Origin of the sequence: Bacteriovorax sp. PP10 (assembly GCF_035013165.1) — a bacterium.
In the GTDB taxonomy this organism is placed as follows: Bacteria; Bdellovibrionota; Bacteriovoracia; order Bacteriovoracales; family Bacteriovoracaceae; genus Bacteriovorax; species Bacteriovorax antarcticus.
In genome coordinates, this window is record NZ_JAYGJQ010000002.1 from 512,073 (window position 1) to 534,352 (window position 22,280).

16 protein-coding genes are annotated in these 22,280 nt (G+C 39.0%); 13 read left to right on the forward strand and 3 right to left on the reverse strand.

Annotated elements, in window-relative coordinates; genetic code table 11:
* Positions 1-17: 17 nt before the first annotated feature.
* The 3 genes from SHI21_RS12465 to SHI21_RS12475 all read right to left on the reverse strand — a co-directional run bounded on the left by SHI21_RS12465 (position 18) and on the right by SHI21_RS12475 (position 5,278).
* Entirely contained in the window at positions 18-1,241 is a 1,224-nt protein-coding gene (locus SHI21_RS12465; protein ID WP_323576921.1) for an isocitrate dehydrogenase (NADP(+)), read from the reverse strand.
* A gap of 89 nt (positions 1,242-1,330) precedes the next feature.
* Complete coding sequence (locus SHI21_RS12470) at positions 1,331-1,741, reverse strand: response regulator (RefSeq protein WP_323576922.1); 411 nt, start codon at positions 1,739-1,741, stop codon at positions 1,331-1,333.
* Positions 1,742-5,278: a hypothetical protein gene (locus tag SHI21_RS12475; protein ID WP_323576923.1), complete on the reverse strand. Its 3,537-nt coding sequence runs from the start codon at positions 5,276-5,278 to the stop codon at positions 1,742-1,744. It abuts the gene before it with no gap.
* Between the two features lie 203 nt (positions 5,279-5,481).
* On the opposite strand from SHI21_RS12475, the gene SHI21_RS12480 reads away from it, so the two are divergent.
* From SHI21_RS12480 to SHI21_RS12540, 13 genes are all read left to right on the forward strand, one after another.
* Positions 5,482-6,339: a hypothetical protein gene (locus SHI21_RS12480; RefSeq protein ID WP_323576924.1), complete on the forward strand. Its 858-nt coding sequence runs from the start codon at positions 5,482-5,484 to the stop codon at positions 6,337-6,339.
* Between the two features lie 255 nt (positions 6,340-6,594).
* Positions 6,595-7,482 (forward strand): hypothetical protein, encoded by an 888-nt coding sequence (locus tag SHI21_RS12485; protein ID WP_323576925.1) that lies wholly within the window; start codon positions 6,595-6,597, stop codon positions 7,480-7,482.
* Positions 7,483-7,624: 142 nt separating this feature from the next.
* Positions 7,625-8,821, forward strand: a complete 1,197-nt coding sequence (locus tag SHI21_RS12490; RefSeq protein WP_323576926.1) for a hypothetical protein — start codon at positions 7,625-7,627, stop codon at positions 8,819-8,821.
* 130 nt (positions 8,822-8,951) lie between these two features.
* A complete protein-coding gene (locus SHI21_RS12495; protein ID WP_323576927.1) occupies positions 8,952-12,050 on the forward strand; it encodes a hypothetical protein in 3,099 nt (1,032 codons plus the stop codon).
* A gap of 8 nt (positions 12,051-12,058) precedes the next feature.
* Complete coding sequence (locus SHI21_RS12500) at positions 12,059-14,935, forward strand: S8 family peptidase (RefSeq protein ID WP_323576928.1); 2,877 nt, start codon at positions 12,059-12,061, stop codon at positions 14,933-14,935.
* Between the two features lie 85 nt (positions 14,936-15,020).
* Complete coding sequence (gene rpsR, locus SHI21_RS12505) at positions 15,021-15,665, forward strand: 30S ribosomal protein S18 (protein ID WP_323576929.1); 645 nt, start codon at positions 15,021-15,023, stop codon at positions 15,663-15,665.
* Between the two features lie 16 nt (positions 15,666-15,681).
* Positions 15,682-16,689 carry a DUF2232 domain-containing protein gene (locus SHI21_RS12510; protein ID WP_323576930.1) on the forward strand — a complete coding sequence of 336 codons (1,008 nt, stop codon included), beginning with the start codon at positions 15,682-15,684 and terminating at the stop codon, positions 16,687-16,689.
* Entirely contained in the window at positions 16,686-17,300 is a 615-nt protein-coding gene (rplI, locus tag SHI21_RS12515) for a 50S ribosomal protein L9 (RefSeq protein WP_323576931.1), read from the forward strand. Before SHI21_RS12510 ends, rplI begins: the two co-directional genes overlap by 4 nt.
* A 72-nt stretch (positions 17,301-17,372) precedes the next feature.
* Entirely contained in the window at positions 17,373-18,722 is a 1,350-nt protein-coding gene (gene dnaB / locus SHI21_RS12520; protein WP_323576932.1) for a replicative DNA helicase, read from the forward strand.
* The gene (locus tag SHI21_RS12525) at positions 18,709-19,884 is read left to right on the forward strand and encodes a chorismate-binding protein (protein WP_323576933.1); all 1,176 of its coding nucleotides are present in this window, start codon (positions 18,709-18,711) and stop codon (positions 19,882-19,884) included. Before dnaB ends, SHI21_RS12525 begins: the two co-directional genes overlap by 14 nt.
* Positions 19,885-20,082: 198 nt before the next feature.
* Positions 20,083-20,277, forward strand: coding sequence for a hypothetical protein (locus tag SHI21_RS12530; protein ID WP_323576934.1), 195 nt, complete (start codon positions 20,083-20,085; stop codon positions 20,275-20,277).
* A gap of 87 nt (positions 20,278-20,364) precedes the next feature.
* Complete coding sequence (locus tag SHI21_RS12535; RefSeq protein WP_323576935.1) at positions 20,365-21,225, forward strand: pseudouridine synthase; 861 nt, start codon at positions 20,365-20,367, stop codon at positions 21,223-21,225.
* Between the two features lie 97 nt (positions 21,226-21,322).
* Complete coding sequence (locus SHI21_RS12540; RefSeq protein WP_323576936.1) at positions 21,323-22,261, forward strand: WYL domain-containing protein; 939 nt, start codon at positions 21,323-21,325, stop codon at positions 22,259-22,261.
* Positions 22,262-22,280 lie beyond the last annotated feature (19 nt).

Here is a 22,280-nt window from a genome sequence, read left to right on the forward strand (position 1 = left end):
AGCGGGCCTTTTTTATTTTAGCCTAATGATTTTTTTAAGTTTTCATCTAGAGCATCTAAGAATTGCTCAGTCGTTAGGTATTTGTCTGCAGTAACTTTGTCACCGTAGATACAAACAGCTAAGTCCTTAGTCATTTTTCCAGATTCAACTGTAGACACACAAACTTTCTCTAGAGTTTCAGAGAAGTGAGCTAGTTCAGTGTTTCCATCAAGTTTAGCTCTATGGCCTAATCCTCTCGTCCAAGCAAAGATTGAAGCGATTGGGTTAGTTGACGTTGGCTTACCTTGTTGGTGCATTCTGTAGTGACGAGTAACAGTTCCGTGAGCGGCCTCTGCTTCCATCGTCTTTCCATCTGGAGTGATTAGAACAGAAGTCATAAGTCCAAGAGAACCGAAACCTTGAGCAACTGTATCTGACTGAACGTCTCCGTCGTAGTTTTTACATGCCCAAACGAAATCCCCATTCCACTTAAGAGCTGATGCAACCATATCGTCGATCAGTCTGTGTTCGTATGTGATTCCTAGAGACTCGAATTTTTTCTTGTAATCAGCTTGGTAGATTTCTTCGAAGATATCTTTGAAGCGACCATCGTACTTTTTAAGAATTGTATTTTTAGAAGAGAAGTATAGAGGCCATTTTTTTGTCATCGCCATGTTGAAACATGAGTGAGCAAATCCTTTGATAGATTCGTCAGTGTTGTACATTGCAAGAGCAACTCCATCACCTTTGAAGTTATAAACTTCTTTATGAATCTTTGTTCCGTCTTCACCTTCGAAAGTCATCGTTAACTTTCCTGGTCCTTTTGTCACGAAGTCAGTTGCGCGGTACTGGTCACCGAAAGCGTGACGACCGATCATGATTGGCTTAGTCCAGTTAGGAACAAGACGTGGAACGTTGTTGCAAATGATTGGCTCTCTGAAAACAGTTCCATCAAGAATGTTTCTGATTGTACCGTTTGGAGACTTCCACATTTCTTTTAGTTTGAATTCTTTTACGCGTTCTTCATCAGGAGTGATTGTCGCGCACTTGATACCAACGTTGTACTTCTTGATTGCTTCAGCAGCATCAACAGTTACTTGATCGTTAGTTTCATCTCTGTGTTCCATTCCTAAGTCGAAATACTTAATTTCAACGTCTAGGTACGGTAGGATTAGTTTGTCTTTGATGAATTTCCAGATGATTCTCGTCATCTCATCGCCATCAAGTTCGACAACCGGATTGGCCACTTTAATTTTTTTCATGCGCATATTCCTTATGGTGATTTTGTTGCTAAAATTTGAACTGATTCTAGCTAAGGAATAGGGGGGAAGTCGATATGCAGTGCCGTGGGTTAGGCCGCATTTACCTTTAAAATTTGAAGATATTTGTGAGCACGATCCAGAATAGGATTGAAATTGGCCGTTTGAACCACATATTCATTTGCGCCACTGAGAACCATCTCACGAATATCTGCCTCATCACTGTTTTTCGAGATAAACAAAATTGGTAATTCCGATTTTGACTTAGCAAGTCTTACCAGGCCGATCATCTCCTGCGCAGACATGTCGTGCATATCTTCGTTGATGATAATCATATTGAGCTGCTCTTTCATATGCTCAAGCAAGTGAAGCATATGAAAGCCACCTGTCACAAATTCTACTTCGAAGTTATCGACTCTGAGTTTACTCGCAAGATTATTCCTGAAAGTAACAGCTTCAGTAGCGATGATGATCCTAAATGCATCGGTCTTGATAGTTCCCATTTATTTTTTTCCGTACTTTTTAACAGCTCTCGTAACTAATTCTTCTGCTGTGGCCATCGCTTTTTTTGCTTCAGCTGCTGATTGGGTTTCACCTTTAAACTTTGGTGTCAGTACTGCGCTCTTAATATACTCTTCAGCAATTTTACCTTCTGGAGTTAAGCGTACTTTATCCCAGTGAAGTGAATCACCACCATAAAGAGTTTTCGCAAAGAATTTTGTCACTCCACCCATGTCGTTGATCTGCTTTTGAATACTCACCTTAATGGCCTGTTCACCAAAAGAAGGAGCGTTAATTAAAAGTTTAACGACCGTGTCTTTAATACCATTCATATTAGACTTGAATGGATCAGCGGACATATTCGCGCCATCGATTAAAGCAGGTTTTAGAAGTTTTTCCATAACCATATCTTTAACTTTTGATCCTTCAGGAGAGTTAAAAATCTCTTCGAAGTTTTCCTTCTTTAAAAGAATATTCCTCAAATCTTTCGGAACATCTTTTTCGGGAACATCAACCAATGCGTCTTGAACAGTTCCTCTTACAATCGCTTTAAGGAATTGATCCAGTCCACCACTTTGATATAGGAAATCAAGTAGCTCTTGTTTCGCTTTTTTAGATTTGGCCACATCACTTAAATCAACTGAAAGTTTTTTAATAACTCCATCAAGAGTTTGCTTTGCATTCTCAGGGTTGTACTCAATGTAATGAGCAATTAAATTCGCCAGAGGTTTAACATTTGAATCAATGTTGCTCTGTAACTCTGGAGTGTACGGAGAAGTAGGAAGTAGGGCACTTAAGCATGGAAGGAAATTTGAAAACTCCTGCTTAATCATAACTGTTGCAGCGTCTTTTTGATCAGAGCTCATCCAGCTATTGATATTACTTCTTACTAAGTTCATCCCACGATTTGTTAACCCATCAGTACAAACTGAAAGCTTTTGAGTCAGACCATCGCTCATCTTTACAGACTTAAGATCATCAAGACACTCGTAGTATTTGTCTAATGAAGCATCGATGTCTTTTTTCTGAGCATTGAATTCGTCAGTCCCTAAAGTTTGCTTCAATAGATAATTTAATTTTAATGTTCCAAGCGCTCTGGCAAAATCAAGAGCGAAGTCTTTTGTACAGTCGTCAAGTTTCGTGGCAAGAGCGTCGCCTTCAAGTTTAGAATCTGTACAGGCCATGAATTTATCTTCAACCGGTTTTAATTCTGCCGGAGTTTTATCAGCGTTCATTTGAACTTTTGTTTCTACACGACCATAGTTTACAACAATCGTCTGAGTGGCCGCTTTTTTAAGATTATCAATACATCCACTTTGTTTCGAACCACTCGACATACACTTCTTGAAATCTCCAAGAAGTTTTGTTCTGATGGAATCACGTTTTTCTTTCAGGTCAATTCCTGGACGATCTTTCAGGTATTCGTTAAGTGAAGTATCAATCTGATCTTGACCTACGATTAATGACATTGAAGCGGAAACTTTATCCGAACACGTGTAAAGGTTCTTAGTGTAGTCACCAATTGAGAACTCTTTTCCATCTTTTGTTCCAAGGCACTCGCCAAGAGATTTTTTAAACTGCACTTCAACCGATTTTTTATCATCGTCGCGGCCGTCGTACATACTCCCGACACTCTTATTGAATTGAATCTCTCCAAAGAAGAAAGCAATCTTCTTAACAGATCCTTTAATACAAGAGTTAACCTGATCCATCACCACGCCATTAGGCTTCTGGTCGATACATTCTTTGTTTGTTTTATTCAAATCATCAAGAAAACTTTTTACCTGAGCTTCTGTTACGCCCAGAGCTTTAAGTCCACCGGCCGATTGAAGATAGGCATTCACTTCTTTAGTAAAAGAAGCTTCTGCGATTTGTTTTGCTGCTTTAATTGTTAAAGCGTTACTACATTGTTCAAGTTTGTCATCAGTAGGGGCGTCTCCAATACATTTTGAAAACTCTTCCTGAACCAGGTCTTTCACTAGAGCATCGGTTGCTTCTTTTGAAAGCCCGTCACCGGCCGTCGATCTGATTTGAAAGTCAGCAACTTTCATCGCCACATTTCTTGTCAGTTTTCCTGTACAGCCATCAAGCTTGGCATTTAATTCATTAGATTCTGAAATATTTTTTGGAAGCTCTTTATCAATACATTGAGCAAGAGAGCTTACTGAAGATTTATTCAGTTCACTTTTTCCTGGCATATCTGCCGGTATGGCCTGGTCTAATTTGAGGGTTGCTACTTTCCCTGAAAAGTTAACAATCGATTTTCTTAAACACGCTTCACGTGCATCTGCTGATTGTTTATTATCCCAACATTGATCAAGGATCTTAACACCTTCGTTACCAACCTTTGTCGCTTGCGCGGGATCAGTTTTAAGTGATGTTGTGGCCGTCTTTTTAAATGTCTGAGAAACAACTTTGTATGTCACTTCGTTAGTGATGGCATTTTCACAAGGGGAGATGTCCAGCATCCCATCTTTTTTAGCGCCTTTCTTTTTTTGTGTTTCAGCACATGTCTTAAACTGTGCACTTTTTTCTGTTGCCAGTTTTTTTACTTCAGCAGTCGTGAAGGCACCAGCAATCGCTGGCGTGTTGGTAATTTTATCAAGAACTAATTGAGACCCGGCGTTTTGAACCAGGTTATCAATACACCCCATAAACTGGTCAGTGTATGAAACTTTTGAATTAACATCCGTTCCAACTTTCTGAGCGCACGAATCAAAGGCCGGCCATACCGCTTTTTTAATTTCGTTAGACTTAGCTGTTGATGAAGACTTTTCTTGAATGGTTTTTGTTAATGAAACATCTGTGACTTTTAAAACACCGGTTCTCATTGAAGAGAGAGCACAGTTCTTTACATCACCGGCCGTGGCCTTTGTGGTTGTGATACAAGACTTATAAAGATTGGCCTGTTCAATATTAAAAGGTGTTCTTTCTTTTTCTGGAAGATTGGCACTCAAGCTTGCGCGCGAGAGTTCGTAAACGAGTCCTACACCAGTACTAGGAACTAAGCTTGCTGTAAGAGCATCAATACAATGGCTGGCATCATATTGTGAGTTGGTAGACTTGGCCACGCAGGCATTAAAAGGGGCCACCAGTTTCTGGATCCACATACTTCTGCGAGCAGGGTCGGTGACACCTTCTTTCGCAAGAATTTTATCGGCGAGTTTTCCAATAAGATTGTTACCTAAGTAACCATAAAAATGAATCAGGTTGGCATCAGTTATGACAGCTAGGTTCGTTTGAATCCCTTGCTGAACGGTTCCTTTTAAAAAGTTATTGAGTTCGTCCTCTGAAGAAAAATACCCCTGAAGATCAGCTTTATAAGGAAGAATTTTTTCTATAACTTTCTTTTCAATATCAATATTGAAGGTACTGGCCGCACCGGCCATGATTTTTGATTTTACGGTCTGCATAGAAGAGGATGGTCTGTCATATGAAACAGGTGTCACCAACTCAATAGAGTCTAATTCTGCTGCTGAAATTTGAAATGACAACAGAGTCAGCACATTTGTCAGCATTATAGTTGGTAATCTTTTCATAAATTATTCCTAAACATTCTTCCTTGTGGTTTAACGGCATTCTTCGGCCATTTCTTTACAGATTTGGTCGGGAAATTGCCGCTTTTCCCAAAAATCAGATAGATAACTATTTTGGGTTAAGTGGCGAGTAAATAAATTTCGAATGTTACTAAAACGGGCAAATCGCTGGGCCCCTAGGCCAGCAAAAATCAATGAGGGTATGTATGAAGAACACGTTCTTAAAATTATCTGTATTATCTATGCTTTTCGCTCTTGCTAGCTGCGGTGGTGGCGGTGGAGGAGGCGGAGGTGGTGAAGTTTCTACTTATGGAAAGTATTCATCATCAACAATCTTAGCTTCTGATTTCGTATCAGCGCTTAACACTGTAGACGGAACTTATTCTAGTTCAGTTCAACTTTACACGAATGAAACACTAAGATCTAAGACAGCAGGACAAGATGACTGGTTTGTTATCTACGATGCAAAATTCTCTGAGTACAAAGCTGTAAGTTTACAATACGTTCGTACAATCGTTTATTACGATTACTACTCAAACAACAAAGCTGTTGCTGGTGAGTTCAGAAAAATCGAAAGCAATGATGTTGCTTCTGGAAACTTAAACGGTGACTACTACGGAAATAACTATGAAGTAGTTGATAGACTATCTTCTGGATACTACGAAGGACGTCGTTCAGGTTACCTGTATGAAGACGAAGCAGGATCAACTGACGTTTCTCTTCTTGCTAAAGAGCAAGATCAAAAAGCATTCTTCGCTAAAGCAGCTAAAGTTTCTTTCGTTTACAACGTAAGCCTAGAGACATCTATGTCAATGGTTACTCTTGGATCGAAAATCGAAAAAATGCTTTCAAAAGCTAACGGTGATTTAACTAAAGAAGACCAGGCAGCACTAATGGGAGATATGAAAACTCTTACAGGTGTTTCTCTTGAAGAAATCCAAAAAGCAGCTGAAGACTCATCTGTTAAAGCTGACGTGATCGCTAAGATCGCGGCTAAGCTTGGAACGTCTGCTTCTAACTTAGAGCAAAAAGTTCTTCCAGAAGTTTTCGGTATCACTCTTTAATCTCAAATTTTAAAGACAGTTTTACGAGGGCCCGCTTGATGCGGGCCCTTTTTTTGCCTGCGCTCTCCCAATAACCGAGTAAATCGGTGCCATAATGAATCCGAATTTCTGCAATCGGTGTCACATGGATTCTGAAAAAAATTAGATATTTATTAAATACTTACAAGTTGAGTGAAAGAGTCGACTAATTTTAAAACTATGTTAAAAATCTTTTTATGTCGCATTTAACGGCAATTCCTTAGGGGGGGATTTAACATGAATACACTTTTGAAATTATCTATGCTTGCTCTACTTGTTTCTCTTGCTAGCTGCGGTGGCGGCGGTGGTGGAGGCGGCGGAGGTGGTGGATCAACTACAACTCCATCAACTGGTGGGACAACTTCTACTTATGGTTCATACTCATCATCTAATATCCTTGCGAGTGACTTCGTATCAGCACTAAACTCAGTTGATAGCACTTACTCTTCTAAGGTTGAATTATATTCAAACGAAACATTAAGATCTAAGACTGCAGGACAAGATGACTGGTTTGTTATCTACGATGCAAAGTTCTCTGAGTATAAAGCTGTAAGCTTACAATATGTCCGTACAATCGTTTACTACGACTACTACTCTAACAACAAGGCCGTTGCCTCAGAATTCCGTAAAATCGAAAATAACGACGTTACAGCGGGTAACCTAAACGGTGACCGTTATGGTAACAGCTATGAAGTTGTTGATAGACAATCTTCTGGATACTACCAAGGTAGACAATCTGGTTACCTATATGAAGATGAAGTGGCTTCAACTGACGTATCTTTAATGGCAAAAGAACAAGAGCAATCAAAGTTCTACTCAAAGGCTGCTAAAATCTCTTTCGTATACAACGTAAGCTTAGAGACATCTATGTCGATGGTAACACTTGGATCGAAAATCGAAAAAATGTTAACACGTGCTAACGGTGAACTAACTCAAGAAGACCAGGTCGCACTTATGGGTGACATGAAAACTCTTACAGGTGTTACTCTTCAAGAGATCCAAAAAGCTGCTCAAGACCCAGCTGCTAAAGAAGACGTTATCGCAAAAATCGCTGATAAACTTGGAACATCTGCTTCGAACCTAGAGCAAAAAGTTCTTCCAGAAGTTTTCGGAATCACACTTTAATCAATTATCTATTAGACAATCATAAGACTGGGCCCTCGAATGAGGGCCTTTTATATATTCTCATTGTAAAAAATACTCAACGCCTTTTCTCTTCGCTATAGCAGAGCTAAAACCCACCTATATAAGTAAAGTGGGGTTGTTTATGTTTAAATATATTGTTTCAATGTTTGTAGGGTTAATGCTCTCAAATGCACAGGCATCTTACATCGTCGCTTCTTTTAATTCGAAAGAATTAGATACTAATAAACCAACTAGAGTTTTACTTGTAGGTCAGGGTGATGATTTGAAATTATTATTTCAAGAAGTCGCGACAGCTAAAGCAATCAAATATAAAGAGCAGTTCCCGGAAGATCAGATTCTTCTTATCGCTGTTAACGAAAAAGATGTAGGAAGTGAGTGGGCCTTAAAAAAATGGGGATTCACACTTCATAATATCGACCGTAGTACACTAGATGGAAAAGAATTTTTAAAAATCGCTGTGCCATTTAAAAAAATCAGATCTCTTGATATTTTCAGCCACAGTTCTGCTCAGTTCGGGGTTCACCTTGAAGGCCATGGGAACCGTCTTAACTTAAATACAAAAAACCTTGAAGACCTAAGACCTAATTTCATGAAAGACGCTTACGCTTACCTTCATGGATGTAACACTGGATTTAACCTAGCGCCGTACCTTTCAAATGTTTGGGGAATTCCAGTTGCAGGATCAATGACCTCGACAAATTTTCAAAAGCTTCATAGCGATGGAAACTTTTACTTATCAGAAGAAGGATTCGCTCCTAACTCTGCATGGGCAACTGAAAACACACTTTCATTTGCAGCTCCAATGGATTGCAAAGCTGGAACATGCCAAAGACTTAAGCCTGACAACACTCCATACGTTGGATGGTGGGGAGCTTACAGAGAAGGTGGACTTCCTTTCTATAAATTCTTCTGCGCAAGAAACAATGCTGAAGACTGTAAACGTGTCATGGCGAAATCAATGCTGTCACACTCTTTGATTGTTGATCTTAAAAAAGACAGCTCTCTGGAAGAATATAAAAAAGGTGTGATCGATTTCCTTTGCCCGATTAGCTCTAAGAAAGATTTAAGAGGTGAGTGCCAGGCAAAACTTGATGAAGCACTAGTGACTCAGGATATGACTTACAATCCATTTTCGAAGCCTCAGGTAGAGTGTGATTTCAAAGGATGTAAGACCGAAATTACCTGCGATAAAATTCTTTTCAAAGGTGTCGATAAACCAGGAACGTGTGAGCTTAAAAACCTTGCAACATCTCCTGCTACGACACTGGTTCGCGAGTACAAAGCGTACCTTGAGGCCTACCAATACCTAGCTAAATAAAACGTTCACAAATCATACGGTGTCTAAAATTTAGACACCGTAGTTGCTAAATCCTTCCTCCAATCCCTCGAAATCCATCACGTTTTTTTTCTGCACCATTTGGAGCGATTTTTGCTTTATATAGCTCACTATGAAAAATTTAAATAAAAAACTCGTGTGTTTTTGCGCCTTATTGTCATCTTTCGTGTGTACAGCAGTGTACGCCGGGGAGTCATTCATTCCGCTTCAAAAGGGATTGAGGATTGCCAGTGATGACTTGATTTATAACAATCAAGTTCTCTCATCTAGAGATGCCGATCAATTAAATGCAAACCAAAATGTTGATTTATCAACACTTAATCCAAAGACTAATGATATTTGGGATAAGTCGGTTACAACAGTTAATGATCAAGCGGCCATCGTTATTAAAGATAACGATATTTTAACTTTTGAAGGGTCACTTCTTTCTAATACAGGGTTATTTCGATTCAACGCTATTCCTGTGAATGGAAATAAGATTTATACAATTCACCTTGATAAGTCTTTGCATACAATGCTGATGAGAAAAAACCTGCTTCGCTCTCTTGGATATAAAATCCCGGCGATGAAGTATTTAAAATCTGTAACAATCAAGTTTGAGAACAAATTTGCGATGGAGACTTTTTTAAAGAGTGATATCCCGGAAGCGACTCTTGGTGCTTCAGACAGATGGGCCAAAACTAATGACAGTAAATTAACTGTAACTCTAAAAGATATCGCTGTTACAGAGCCGACTGAATACGATTTTTATAACGTATCAATGGGAGTTCCCACTCAAGTTATTAACAGTAGATCTCTTCGCGCTCTTGCGGTTCCATACTCACTTGTTGATTTATACGAAAGTGTAAACAAGTTCAGCTGGGTTGATGGGAAACTAGATAACAAGGCCGTTATCCTTTCACATTTTACAAACAATGAATTCGCTACAACTATTGATGATGCTGTGTGGATGTTAAACAAAGTTAACAAACTGACACGCGCTGATTTTCAAAGAATCGTAGAAGACGCTTTTTTTCCAAAAGAAGTAGAGCTTCTTTTAATTGAAAAACTTATTTCAAGACGAAACTCTCTTAATAAAGTATTCGACCTTAAAACTGCAGAAATCAAATTTAATCCAAGCATCACTTCTGGGTCGGGATTAAAAGACGGTAAGGTTTTACAAAAAGAATACCCAGACTACGCTTCTCGTTTTGCTTACGGGGATGCAGAGTCTCCATTAGAGCAATTAAGATTTTTCCTTTATTCAAAAGTACAAAGTAATATCATCGATAACCTTGTTAACAAGCTTAACGGTGAAATGAGTTTCTTTGACCTTAACGACAAGAGAACTGATTATTTCCAAAAACAATTTAAAGACGGTCTTGATCACTTCGTTGATACGGGTGAGCTTCTACCGATTAAAGTTGGTGTTTGGTACGCGCCAGTTGTAAACGTTAACCTAATTCTTTCTCGCGATATCGTTCTTGGTAACTACCTGGGGACTGATAACTTAGTTCAGCTTGCCGATACATTCGGAGCAAGTGCTGACATCGGTGTATTCGCCGGAATCGAAGGAATCGGGACAGACCTTGCGGGAAGTGCAAAAGCAAGTGTGTCTTTAGTAAGATCGTTCTCACATGTAAAACCCGTGAAGAACTTAAAACAAAGTTTAAAAGAACCATTTAAAAATATCTTCGTAAGTTTATTAAAGAAGTCTCTGAAAGATAACTTCTTCTCATTATCAGAGTTAAAGTCTTTTGATGATAAAAATACAACTGATGCCGTTAAAGAAGCTCAGAAGAAAAAAATCGAAGGGATCTTTAAAGAAATCGATAAAACTCTTGATGTTGGGGAGTCTTTAATCCTAACAGACAGACTTGTTCCAAGTGCAAGTGTTCGTATCAGCTTCAACCAGGGACTTATTGGTGCCGGTGTTGGTGTGTCTGGTGGTGTAACGATTTTAAAACGTATCCACCTTTATAAAAAGAGTGCAAAAATTCTTCAGATCTATGATGACTCTGGATTCGTGAAGAATATTGATATCAGTTTATTTGTAAGTAATTACATTACACTTGTTAAGTTAAATGCGGCCTTTGATAACGGTCACTATAAAGTGAATTCGTACATGGTTAACTTATCAACTGACTTATCAGAAAACCCAAATTTATTCTCTAATGCTCTTGGTGTTTATAACGTTCTTAAGAATAAAGACTTCGAAATCCTAGACGCGAACAATCCACCAGTGAAGTTAGATGTTCAGTTCAAAGACAGAGAGACAGGTCTATCGATTCTTTTCTGGAGAGTGAAGTCTCTGTCAGGAAAAACATACTACGATGTAAAAGCAAAAGACGGTGTTGTCGGAACTTACTTCAGCCTGGAAAAAGACTTCCTGACTGGATTAAATCCTGAAGCGTTCTCAAAACAATTGATGAACTACTACATCGCTAAAGACGTTGAAGATCTTCAGATCACTGATGATGAAGGGCCAAACCCGGGAGAGAGCTTCTTTGGACGCTCAAACACGCAAAAATTAAGGTTTGAAGCGACAGTTGATTCTAATAAAAAGTTTACGCAAAAGTTCCTGGACCTGTCTGATATAAAGCAGGGGTGGGGAATGAGCGAAAATAAAGTTAGAAAGTATATGGAAAATGTTAACAAAAAATTCCAGGCACCTCTTTTTGATCCAGGTCAAATCGATTTTAAAAAGCTTCGTCTTTATAATGTTGGTTACCACATGAACCTTTACAATAAAGGGATCGAGCGCCTGCACATGATTACTGTTAAAGACATCCTTCCTCTGGAAGCGGTCTACAAAAAAGAAAGAAGACCAGGGTGTGATACGACAGATGCTGGAGACGTAAAAAAGAAAAATCCAAATCTTGAAAGAGCGATTTGTGGTGATCTTACTTACTTAAAGAATACAATCTCACGCTGCCAGAAAGTTATGACTGACGAAAAAATGGCAGAGTGCTCAACTGAACTTTTTGAGCAAATGATGAACGACATGAAGTTTACAGACTTCAAGAAGCTTATCGGTGAAGACAATCTTTATATCTACGGATCAATTGATGGATTCAGAGAAAAATCTGAAATCTTAAATGATACGATTTACTCGAACACGATTGGTAAAATCGGAAGCAAGCAGTGGAACGGTCCACTGGAAGTTGTACGCGATCTATTAGGATTATCAGATGGTGAATTCAGCGGAAGCTGGGTTCGTAAGGGGCTATAGGTAAATATATGAAAACAACAATTCTTAGCACTCTTTTAATCCAGGTCATCTCAACTGCTGCTTTTGCACAAGTGAATGATCCACTTTATACAAAACAATGGGCCTTAGAAAATAATGGCCAGGTGATTCTAAAAAATATTTCTGAACTTGAGCGTATTCAAGTCAAAGGGATTCCCGGTATCGATATCAATTATGTTGATACGAAGGATATAGAAACTTCAAAGAAAGAATTAATCGTTGCCGTTTTAGATAGTGGTCTTGATTTAACTCACCCAGATTTGAAAGACCGCATTTGGTATGACCATAAACTTTGTGACAACATTCCAAACGCCAGCGTGAAAGCTTGTAACGGTTACAACTATCTTGATAACAACAATGTGTTAACTGACGATATCGGACACGGAACTCACGTGGCCGGAATTATTGCGGCCAACAGAAACTCTATGGGAGTGGCGGGAGCTGCTGATCCAAGAATTAAAATCATGCCGGTAAAAGTTATGAACTCGCAGGTTAATGGTTTCGTTTACAACGGAAAAGTTATCACTGACGTCATTGCTGATGCGATGACATTCGCTATTAAAAATGGCGCTGAAGTTATTAACTTAAGTTTGGGATGGCCTAAACTAATTGACCTGGCAAAAGTAAAAGCTGCTTTTGATCTTGCTGAAAAAAATAACGTTATCGTTATTGCAGCGGCAGGAAATAACAATAAAGACCTTCCAACTTTCCCATGTAGTTATGAAAACGTTATCTGTGTTGGTGCTATTGATAACCGTGGAGAGCTGACAGATTTCACTAACTACGGATCAAAAGTTGATATAGTAGCTCCAGGTGAATCAATTGTGAGTACATACCCGGCCAATATGGAGTCGCGTGTACTGCGTATTAAAAACTATGAAACAAAACGTGGATCAAGCCAGGCAGCTCCTTATGTAGCGGCAGCTGTCGCGAATTTAAAACTATTACACCCTGGTTTATCAAACGACGCTGTTCGAAGCCTACTTTTTAGAAGTAGCAAAAAAATGGGATCAGAAAAAAATCACCGCTTTGTAAAATTCGGAATGCTCGACATGAAAGAGCTTCTGACCCTGGCAACGAAAGATGAAGAAGTGGCCTTTGTTAACCCTCAGGTGAAGTCCCTTACAGAAGTAAAATTTAATTCAGCTGAAAGAAAATTCTCTTTCAATTTAGACCTTAAAAATTTATCAAACGTAAATTACAAAGGACTTGTCTGTTTAAGTTCAGCATCAAGTGCTATTCAGCTTGATCAAAACTGTGTGTCAGTTGATTCAATCGCTGCTCACAATAGCTTAAGTATTCCAGTGTCAGGATTAATTCTTGATCTGGGAAGCGACTCACACATTTTAGTGAACATTCAAATCGATCACAATGTTTATCAGACCAGCTTAGTATTCTCTCGCGACTTAAATCACGATGCAGAATTAATTTCAAACTCATTGGGACAAGCAAGCTTTAACGATATGGCCGTGATCAATGGAGACAGACGTCTATCAAGAATGTCTCGTGTCTTTGATAAGTATAAACGCTTAAACTACCCTGAGTATTTCTATCTTGAAGCTGCTAAACAAACAGCGACGGGAACTATAGCTTCATTATTAACTAACGAAGCCGGGAAGTTTGTTGTTAAAACAATCGCACTTCCAAAAGTGAATAGAATTTTATCTATTCACCGTCAGGATATTAATCAGGATGGGAAATTAGATTATTTCATCTATACATTGTCAGAGAAAAAAGATGAAATTCAATTTTATCTTTTAGATGAAAAACTAAATCCATTATTTAAAAACCAGTCAAAATGGTCAATGACACTGACAACTTTCGAAGGTCTGCCAATTGATGCTGGATTAGAAAAGTTCGAATGGATTAAATTAAAACATCCGACATTAGGATCAATTTTAGTTCCGTCACTTTATAAGACATTCACAATGCCCGAAGCAGATAATTCAAAAATTATTTCTGAAAGAGTGATCGGAGCAGCAGACCACCAGTTCTACTTAAACCCGGTTGTTTCAGGAGACAAAGTTACAATTGATTTAAGAGTTGTAGATTCAGTGACAATGATGAAAGCGCTTCAAAAGGAAATGAAAATTGCAGGCGACTACGATGCAAGATCAGTTTATTTATTAAAACCATTTCCACAAACAGAAGAAGAATCAAGAAACGGTGTGATTAAATCGCTAATCGTTGTGGATGAAGATGGAGTAGGGAAATTGTTCCAGGCCAACATTGGAGTAGGAACAAAAAATTATTCAAACCTAAGCCCACTATCAACTGAAAAAGCAGTCAACCAGTCTCTGATTTACCCAATCGTAAATTCAGAAACAGGTGCAGTGACAAATGAAGCGATCTTCACGACGTTACTAGATAGATCGACAGCTGAATTTTTAACAAAAGACGACAAGCAAATTGGATCGATCATTAAATTACAAGAAGACTGGGAAAATCCAATTATCTCGTTAATTGCGACTTTTGAGGAAAAAAACCAGAAAACTTATTTAGTAGAAAGCAGAACGAGCCTGACGCTGCTTCGCGAAAATGAAGAAAAATTATCTCTGCCAATTTACCGTGACTCAAGTTTTCCAGGGCAAAGTTTCGCTGAAACCCTGATGCCGGTTCTTTCTCAGGGCCGCCCGGGAATTTATGTAAACTCGACTTTGATCTACGGCGAACGACTTTACAGTATGATAGACACGGCAGATAAGGGATTTATTCGTCCGCTAAGGCTTTCGATCGCTATTCCTCAGGGATGTGTGCCTTTGAGCCCAGAGCCACTGAGTGATAAAACTCAGTACAACTATACCTTCTTGTGCACCGACGCCAGCAAGGAAGTCTCTCTGAAATTCCTTCCTATGTCGCACCTTTAGTGTTAAATTCCCCTGGTTAGAAAAACATACTCGTTATGGCCCAATAGTGGGCCATGACCTAATTTTTATTAGTCCAGGGGGATTTATGATTTATGAGTTGTCAGTAGTGACAAAGCCGGAGCTTGGCGCAGAAGCTCACGCACAGATCGCAGAAATTGTTAAAGACACACTTAAAGGATTCGAAGGCGAACTTCTTATCTCTGATGATTGGGGAAGACTTGCTCTTGCTCAACCATACAAAAGTGGAGCAAAACACGGTCACTTCCATTACTTCATGTACCAATCAAACACAAAAGCTAACACTGAGTTAACTCGTCGTTTTGGTATTAACGAAGGTGTTCTTCGTACAGCAACATTCCTTTTAGGTGATGATTCTGGAAAAGAAGAACTAGTTAAAAACTTCAAATCTCCATTATCTAAAACTTACCGTGGTTCAGTTCTTGATAACAAGAACGAAGACGACGATGAAGGTGGATTCGAGGATATGGAAGACGATAGAAGAAAATTCGCTAAGAGAAAATCTTGCTGGTTCACAGCTAAGAAAATCAAAGCTGATTGGAAAGATCCTCAAACTTGGAACTGGTTAGTTTCTGAGTTCGGAAAAATCTCTCCAGCTCGCGTTTCTGGTATTTCTAAGAAACACCAAAGATTCGCTAACTCTGCAATTAAGCACGCTAGAAACCTTGGTGTTTCAAGTTACCTATCAAACCGTACGGCTGATAGAGCTTAATTAGGTAATTGCTAAGATGACAAAAACCGAACAAGCTACGCATCCTTTTGATCAAAACGCTTCAGTTGGAAAACTGTTGTTTTTAGCGATCATTTCTGCGGCACTTTGTTCGTTTGGTCCAATGTGTGTTTTCGCTCCGGTTCCTCTAGCTATCGCTTTTTTATTGTACGGACGTTTAATTACGTTTGCACTTGGAGCGGTGACAGCTGGTTTATTGTGGACAGCAGCGCTAACGGTACCGGGTTTCCCAACTTATGTTGTGGCCCTGTATGTGATGACTTTTTTCGTAGCGATTATGATTTCTGAAACGATCTACAGAAACATCAGTCCAGTGAAAGGATTAATCTTTTCGGGTTTGATTGTAGTGACGATTCTTGGATCAGTTTTAATCGGTATCGATAAAATTAGTCCCATAACACTTAAAGGTGAGATTAGTAGTTCAGTTTCGACAGTTTTAAATCAACTGAAGAAGCAAAAACAAACATCATCAGAAATTTCTGGTGAAGAAGAAAGGGCCTTTGATGAATTCGTAAATAAGCCAGAAGCTTTGACGAACGAAATCTACAGCTCACTTCCTTTGATTGTTTTTGTGTTTTCGTATCTTGGATTGTGGGTAAGTTTGTATGTAACTCTACGCAATTCAATCGTATGGAGATCTAAGGTTCTTTATAACTACAACCTGAAAGACTTAACGAACTTTAAGGTTCCGGAGTTTTTCGTTTATCCTCTTATCCTGTCATTAGTTTTATGGGTTGGAGCGGATTACGGATTACCACCAGGATCGGAAGTGATCGGACGCAATCTTTTATACTCTCTAGGGGTCTTTTACCTGTTCCAAGGGTTCGGGGTTTATAACGACTTTCTAAAGTATTTAAAGATTGGTGGATTCATCAAAACTATGTTCATTGCTTTTACTTTTATATTAGCGAACAAGTTTTTAGCAATTCTTGGCATATTTGATTTGTGGTTTGATTTTAGAAGATTTTTTACAAATAAGAAAAAAGATGAAGGAGATACTATATGAAAGTTATTTTGACTGAAAAAGTTCCTGCTTTAGGGAACATCGGAGAAATCGTTAACGTATCAGCTGGTCACGCGAGAAACTATTTAGTTCCAAACGGATTTGCAATGGTTGCTGACGAAGGAAACAAAAATTTATTAGCTGCTCAACAAAAGTCACTTGGAAAGAAAATCCAAGCTCAAAAAGACGCTGCTAACGAAATTAAAAAACAAATCGAAGGGATCACTCTTGAACTAATCAAAAAGGTTGGAGCATCAGGGAAACTTTTCGGTACAGTAACAAACGCTGAACTTTCTAAGGAATTAGAAACTCGCGGGATCAACGTTGAAAGACGTCTAATTCACTTAGACGCTCCAATCAAAGGTCTAGGGATTTTCACTGCAAAAGCGAAAATTTTCCAAGATGTTGAAGCTACTTTCAAAATTAAAGTTGCTATCGATCCTAAGCAAGCTGAAGAGTTAAAACTTGCTCAAGAAGAAGCACTTAAAAATGCTGAAGCTAGAAAGAAAGCTCTTGCTGAAGCAAAAGCTAACGGTGAGTCAGACGTTCCAGTTGCTGAAATGTCAGAAGAACAAAGATTAAAGATGGAAGTAGATAAGCTACTTAGATCTTAATTTTTTGTCACAAAAATGTTATAATAAGAGGACCTCTTCACAGAGGTCCTTCTTGTTTTTGGGGTGATCTCAATGGCTTCTATCAATTCTGCACAAAACGAACTTCCTCATGATTTACTCGCTGAAAAAGCGTTAGTGGGATGTCTGATTATTGATGGATCAGTGTTTGATGAAATCTCAAACCTGAAAATTGAAGCAGCTCAGTTCTATGATCCAAGATACGGAATGGTTTTTGATGTGATCGCTGATCTATCCCTTGCCAACCGTGCAATCGACTTCGTTACTGTATGTAATAAACTAAAAGATAAAGGCAAGCTTGAAGAAGTTGGTGGAGAATCATTTGTTTCTTCATTAACAGAAGACCAGGCCTCATCTGCCAACGTCTACGAATACGCAAAAATCGTTAAAGATAAATCTTCAATGAGAGAGATCATCAAGACCGCGATGAGAGTTGTCCAAATGGGATTAACTTACACAGGTGCTGCTGAAGATTTCATTCAAGATGTTGAGTCGAGTTTCTTTAAACTGACCAACGAAGCAAAAACCGGTGGTATGGTTAAGATCAATGCCACTCTAAGAGAAAACTTAAAAGAACTAGAAGACAATACTCGCCTGATGGGTGAGATCTCAGGGCTATCAACAGGGTATCCTCGTTTAGATGAACTTTTACTAGGAATGCAGCCTGGGCAGTTAATCGTTTTGGCCGCTCGTCCTGCTATGGGAAAGACTTCCCTTGCACTGAACGTGGCCGTGAGTGCATGTATTCAATCAGCACTTCCTGTGGCGATCTTCTCGCTCGAGATGTTAGCGACGGAACTTTCGATGAGATTACTAACGGGTCGTGCGAAAGTAGACTCGAAGCGTGTTCGTAAGAAAGCATTCCTTGATACGGATTTAAGAAGTATTGCAAAAGCGACTCAGGAGCTTTCAGCACTTCCAATCTTTATTAACGATTCAGGTAACACAACAATTCTTGATATCCAGTCACAGTGTAGAAAAATTAAAGCAGACCAAGGTCTGGGGTTAATTGTTATCGACTACCTTCAGCTGATGGGTTCAACAAATAAAACACTTCAAAGAGAGCAGCAGATTGCCGAGATTTCCCGTGGTTTAAAAACTATGGCGAAGGAACTTGGTTGTCCGGTTATCGCTCTATCTCAGCTTAACCGCGGAGTTGAATCTCGTCCGAACAAACGACCATCTACTGCCGATCTTCGTGAATCTGGAGCAATTGAGCAGGATGCGGATATCGTAATGTTCGTTTACCGTGACGAAGTTTACTACCCGGATACAAAAGAGCCAGGTGTGGCCGAAATCATCATCGGTAAAAACCGTGCGGGTGAAATCGGGACAGCGAAGCTTGCTTGGGTTGGTGCTTATACCAGCTTCGAAAACCTTGCAGCTCATCGTGAAGGGACATAATCTTTATTCGATTATTCCTTACAAAGAAACATTACTGAAATTCAGTGTTCCAGTGAGTGCACGCGCTTATTATAAAAATCATTACATTGATTTGATGACAGGGGACAACCATCCTTTTGAAATTGAAGGGTGGATTCATGAACTGGATTTTCCGGTTTATAAACATGAAGAAGATAAACGCTTTGTTCATTTGTTTTATGAATTAGGATTTTTATTTGAAGGTCTCTCAGAAGACATCAGTAGTACGGAACTCTTGGCCATCGATATTCAGTATTCGAAAAAAGAAATTACAACTCTCGATAAAAAATCAAAAAAAATTATTCTCTCGCTGGTGGATGCTCCGAATGTTGATGATTATGAAAAACAATTTATGGATGGGTATAGAGAGCTTCAGGCAGGGAACTGTTATCAGTTTAACTTAACTGGTGAGTATAATTATTCTTTTGAAGCAGAACTAGAGGCCGAAGATTTTATCGCCGCTCTATGGGGACGTGGGACAGGCAGAGGAGCGTATGGCTCTGCGACTTACGTTGAATACTTAGATCAATTGTTTTTGAGTAATTCACCTGAGTGCTTGTTTCAGTATAGTGATGAAACTCTGACGACTAGACCGATTAAAGGAACACTGAAGCGCAAGAGTGACGATAAAATAGAAATCACAAAACTTTGGCGTGAACTCTCTCGTGATAAAAAAAGTCAGGGCGAGCTTTATATGATCACCGATTTACTTCGCAACGATCTAAGCCGCATTGATCTTCCTTGTTCAGTGGTAGTGAAAAAGAAAGCACCGCTACTTGTTCCAGGACTCATTCATCAATTCTCAGAGATCGAAGTGAAACTAAGATCGCATATAACGTTAAAAAATATTTTAGAAAAAATTTTTCCTGGTGGAAGCATCACAGGCGCTCCGAAAAAAAGAGTGATGCAAATACTGAAACAACTCGAGAAACGTTCAAGAGGATTCTATTGTGGATCGACTTTAATTTTTTCTAAGGGTCAAATCGAAGCATCGATCAACATCAGATCGAGTGTCGTAAACTTCAAGAATAGTTCAGTAAATTACCAAGCAGGAGGCGGTATTACACTCTTAAGCCAACCTCAATCCGAGTTTGATGAGATGACTTACAAGCATGATAGCTATATTGATATCCTAACTCTATAAAATTACTCTAATCTTATAAAAACTTACATTCAGATGATTAGTGCTGAGAAATGTTGACACTGTTTTCTTACAATCAGTATGATTTTTTTGCGTCATAGAAAATGACTTTTTGGCCAGGAAAAAATTCTGCAAGCGGCGTCGAAGGATCGACAAAGTTTAAAAGAATCGGCCGAGTGAATAAGACAAAGGAGTGTTGAAATGGAAGCTTTAGGTTTAAAGGATATCAGTAAACCAGAGTCGACGGAGACAGAAGTCTCTTTGGGATCTCTCGCAGCACTAACGGGTTTTCCAGTTGAGTACATCAAAAGAGAGCTTTTCTTGGATGATGGACAAGAGCTAAGTGTAGAAGAGTTAAGAGAAAAGGTCATGGCCTACCTTAATTCAAATTTCTAAGAATCAAATTAATAATAAACCTTTTGTCAGTAGGACTTTTGGTTTTAGTTACTAAAAAGCCTGGCTTATGCTAGGCTTTCTAGTTTTATGGAACTAAAAACCACAGACTATTGCTTACTCGAATCCGTATCTTCTATTGAAGATTTTCTAAAGCTGCAATTTAAGGCCAGCGGTAACAAACTCAAAAAACATTTCGCTAAAAAATTCCTCAATAGAAGCTTGAATGCAAAGAGCGTTCTTACATTGCCGCTCAATTTCATAAATGATGGTGCGATAAATCCAACTTACATTGGTTCACCCCTTGAAATTATCGCTGAAGATGAAAACTTTTTTGTCTTCACAAAAAATTCTAATCAATTTGTGCATCCACTGACATACGACGAGAGTGATAATTGTCTTTCTTTTTTAAGACAGACGAGACCTGAACTCTTAGATGTGAATAAAGAAAATTATGACCGTGGTCTTTTGTATCGTCTCGATTATGAAACTTCAGGTGTGATGATTTATGTGAAGAGTGATGAGCTTTATCAAAACCTGCGCGAGAATTTTGCAACAGTGGCGAAAGAAAAAATTTATTGGTGCTGGGTTCAAGGTGAGATGACTCTTCAAGGCGAGTTCAAGCATGCATTCAATTCAAGTGAAGAAAAAGGCAAGCGAGTGAAAGTGTCTGAAGCTACTGGTGTAGGACAGATCGGAGAGTTCGCTATTAGGCCTCTGCAGTTTGATTCGACTACAAAGAGAACCTTAGTTGAAGTCAAATTGAAAACTGGTTTAAGGCACCAAATTAGAGCTCAGATGGCATACTTGGGTTACCCGTTAGTTGGGGATACTTTTTATGGTGGGCCCGAGGCCCAAAGACTCTATCTCCATGCCTTAACTTATACCCTTGAAGTAAACGGAAGAGAATATTTCTGGGATTCTAAACCCCACAATTTCAATGGCCTATAGTCTATACCGACAGAAATAATCAGATTTAACTTAAGGTCTAAACGCGAGTATCCGACAAGAATAGTAGGACTTTTAACCTTTTCTCGTGGGTAGTTTGATGTCGGACCAGCAGTACATTTTAGAAAATAGTTTCTGGAAATTTTTGGTATCTCTCGAAGAGTTGAAAGAGCGCAAAGAAGTTGTCCTAATGTGCTCATCTCTGGGCATCAATGAAGAGACTCTGGAGAACTATTGCGAGTTCCTTACGCGCTTTAAAGTAGCGGTGATGAGAGATGAGCATTTCGTTTATCCACTTAAAGAGCAGTGTAAAATTAAAATGGAGTTCAGCTTATCTGAATGGCTGGCACTTCAGGCAACTATCCCAAAAGGGGACGATGCTTTTTACTTTCAACAAATCACCCAGGATAAAATGCGCATGGCCCATAAAGCATACGCTCAGTTCGCTCTTTATAAAAAACCTGAAGCCCATGTTGTTGCTTCCGGAACATTTATCGAAAATTTAAAAAAGAAAATTGATTACGATATCGTTTGTAGAAAATCGATGAAGATTAAATTCTTTGCCGGTAAAGAGTGCGACGTTTTTCCTCACAGAATGGTCTTCCTTGATGGAGTGTTGTGTGTGGTGGGAGAAAATACGGCAGATAAAACTCTGGTGTATTTCGGTGTAGAAGATATTGAAGCTGTCGAAAATCTCACAGCATTTTATGAACCCAATTTAAGTCAGATTGAGGTTAATGAATTTATCGGGCACCTTCGTTTAATTAACGGACAAGAAGAAAGACTGGTTTTAAAAATTTATAGCCAGGACCAAACAGATCTTCTTCCAGAGCATCATTTCCTAGGAAATCCCTTTGTTACTTCCAGTACTGAAGGTGACATGATCTGGGCGGCCACGATTGAAATGTGCGATGATGTTTATAATTGGTTATACAGAATGCGCGATCGAGTAGAAGTTCTTGATCCAGGGCATATTAGAAAAGAATTCTCACATTACTGTGAGCTTAAGAAAGAAAACTCATCAAAAAAAGCATCCTAAAATCTCGACATATGAAGGG

What these genes read in the sequence shown, in the direction of transcription:
- rplI (WP_323576931.1), top strand. Translation starts at nt 16,686, where the DNA reads ATGAAAGTTATTTTGACTGAAAAAGTTCCTGCTTTAGGGAACATCGGA.
- SHI21_RS12500 (WP_323576928.1), top strand. Translation starts at nt 12,059, where the DNA reads ATGAAAACAACAATTCTTAGCACTCTTTTAATCCAGGTCATCTCAACT.
- SHI21_RS12480 (WP_323576924.1), top strand. Translation starts at nt 5,482, where the DNA reads ATGAAGAACACGTTCTTAAAATTATCTGTATTATCTATGCTTTTCGCT.
- SHI21_RS12465 (WP_323576921.1), bottom strand. Translation starts at nt 1,241, where the DNA reads ATGAAAAAAATTAAAGTGGCCAATCCGGTTGTCGAACTTGATGGCGAT.
- SHI21_RS12475 (WP_323576923.1), bottom strand. Translation starts at nt 5,278, where the DNA reads ATGAAAAGATTACCAACTATAATGCTGACAAATGTGCTGACTCTGTTG.
- rpsR (WP_323576929.1), top strand. Translation starts at nt 15,021, where the DNA reads ATGATTTATGAGTTGTCAGTAGTGACAAAGCCGGAGCTTGGCGCAGAA.
- SHI21_RS12495 (WP_323576927.1), top strand. Translation starts at nt 8,952, where the DNA reads ATGAAAAATTTAAATAAAAAACTCGTGTGTTTTTGCGCCTTATTGTCA.
- SHI21_RS12470 (WP_323576922.1), bottom strand. Translation starts at nt 1,741, where the DNA reads ATGGGAACTATCAAGACCGATGCATTTAGGATCATCATCGCTACTGAA.
- SHI21_RS12490 (WP_323576926.1), top strand. Translation starts at nt 7,625, where the DNA reads ATGTTTAAATATATTGTTTCAATGTTTGTAGGGTTAATGCTCTCAAAT.
- dnaB (WP_323576932.1), top strand. Translation starts at nt 17,373, where the DNA reads ATGGCTTCTATCAATTCTGCACAAAACGAACTTCCTCATGATTTACTC.
- SHI21_RS12510 (WP_323576930.1), top strand. Translation starts at nt 15,682, where the DNA reads ATGACAAAAACCGAACAAGCTACGCATCCTTTTGATCAAAACGCTTCA.
- SHI21_RS12535 (WP_323576935.1), top strand. Translation starts at nt 20,365, where the DNA reads ATGGAACTAAAAACCACAGACTATTGCTTACTCGAATCCGTATCTTCT.
- SHI21_RS12540 (WP_323576936.1), top strand. Translation starts at nt 21,323, where the DNA reads ATGTCGGACCAGCAGTACATTTTAGAAAATAGTTTCTGGAAATTTTTG.
- SHI21_RS12530 (WP_323576934.1), top strand. Translation starts at nt 20,083, where the DNA reads ATGGAAGCTTTAGGTTTAAAGGATATCAGTAAACCAGAGTCGACGGAG.
- SHI21_RS12485 (WP_323576925.1), top strand. Translation starts at nt 6,595, where the DNA reads ATGAATACACTTTTGAAATTATCTATGCTTGCTCTACTTGTTTCTCTT.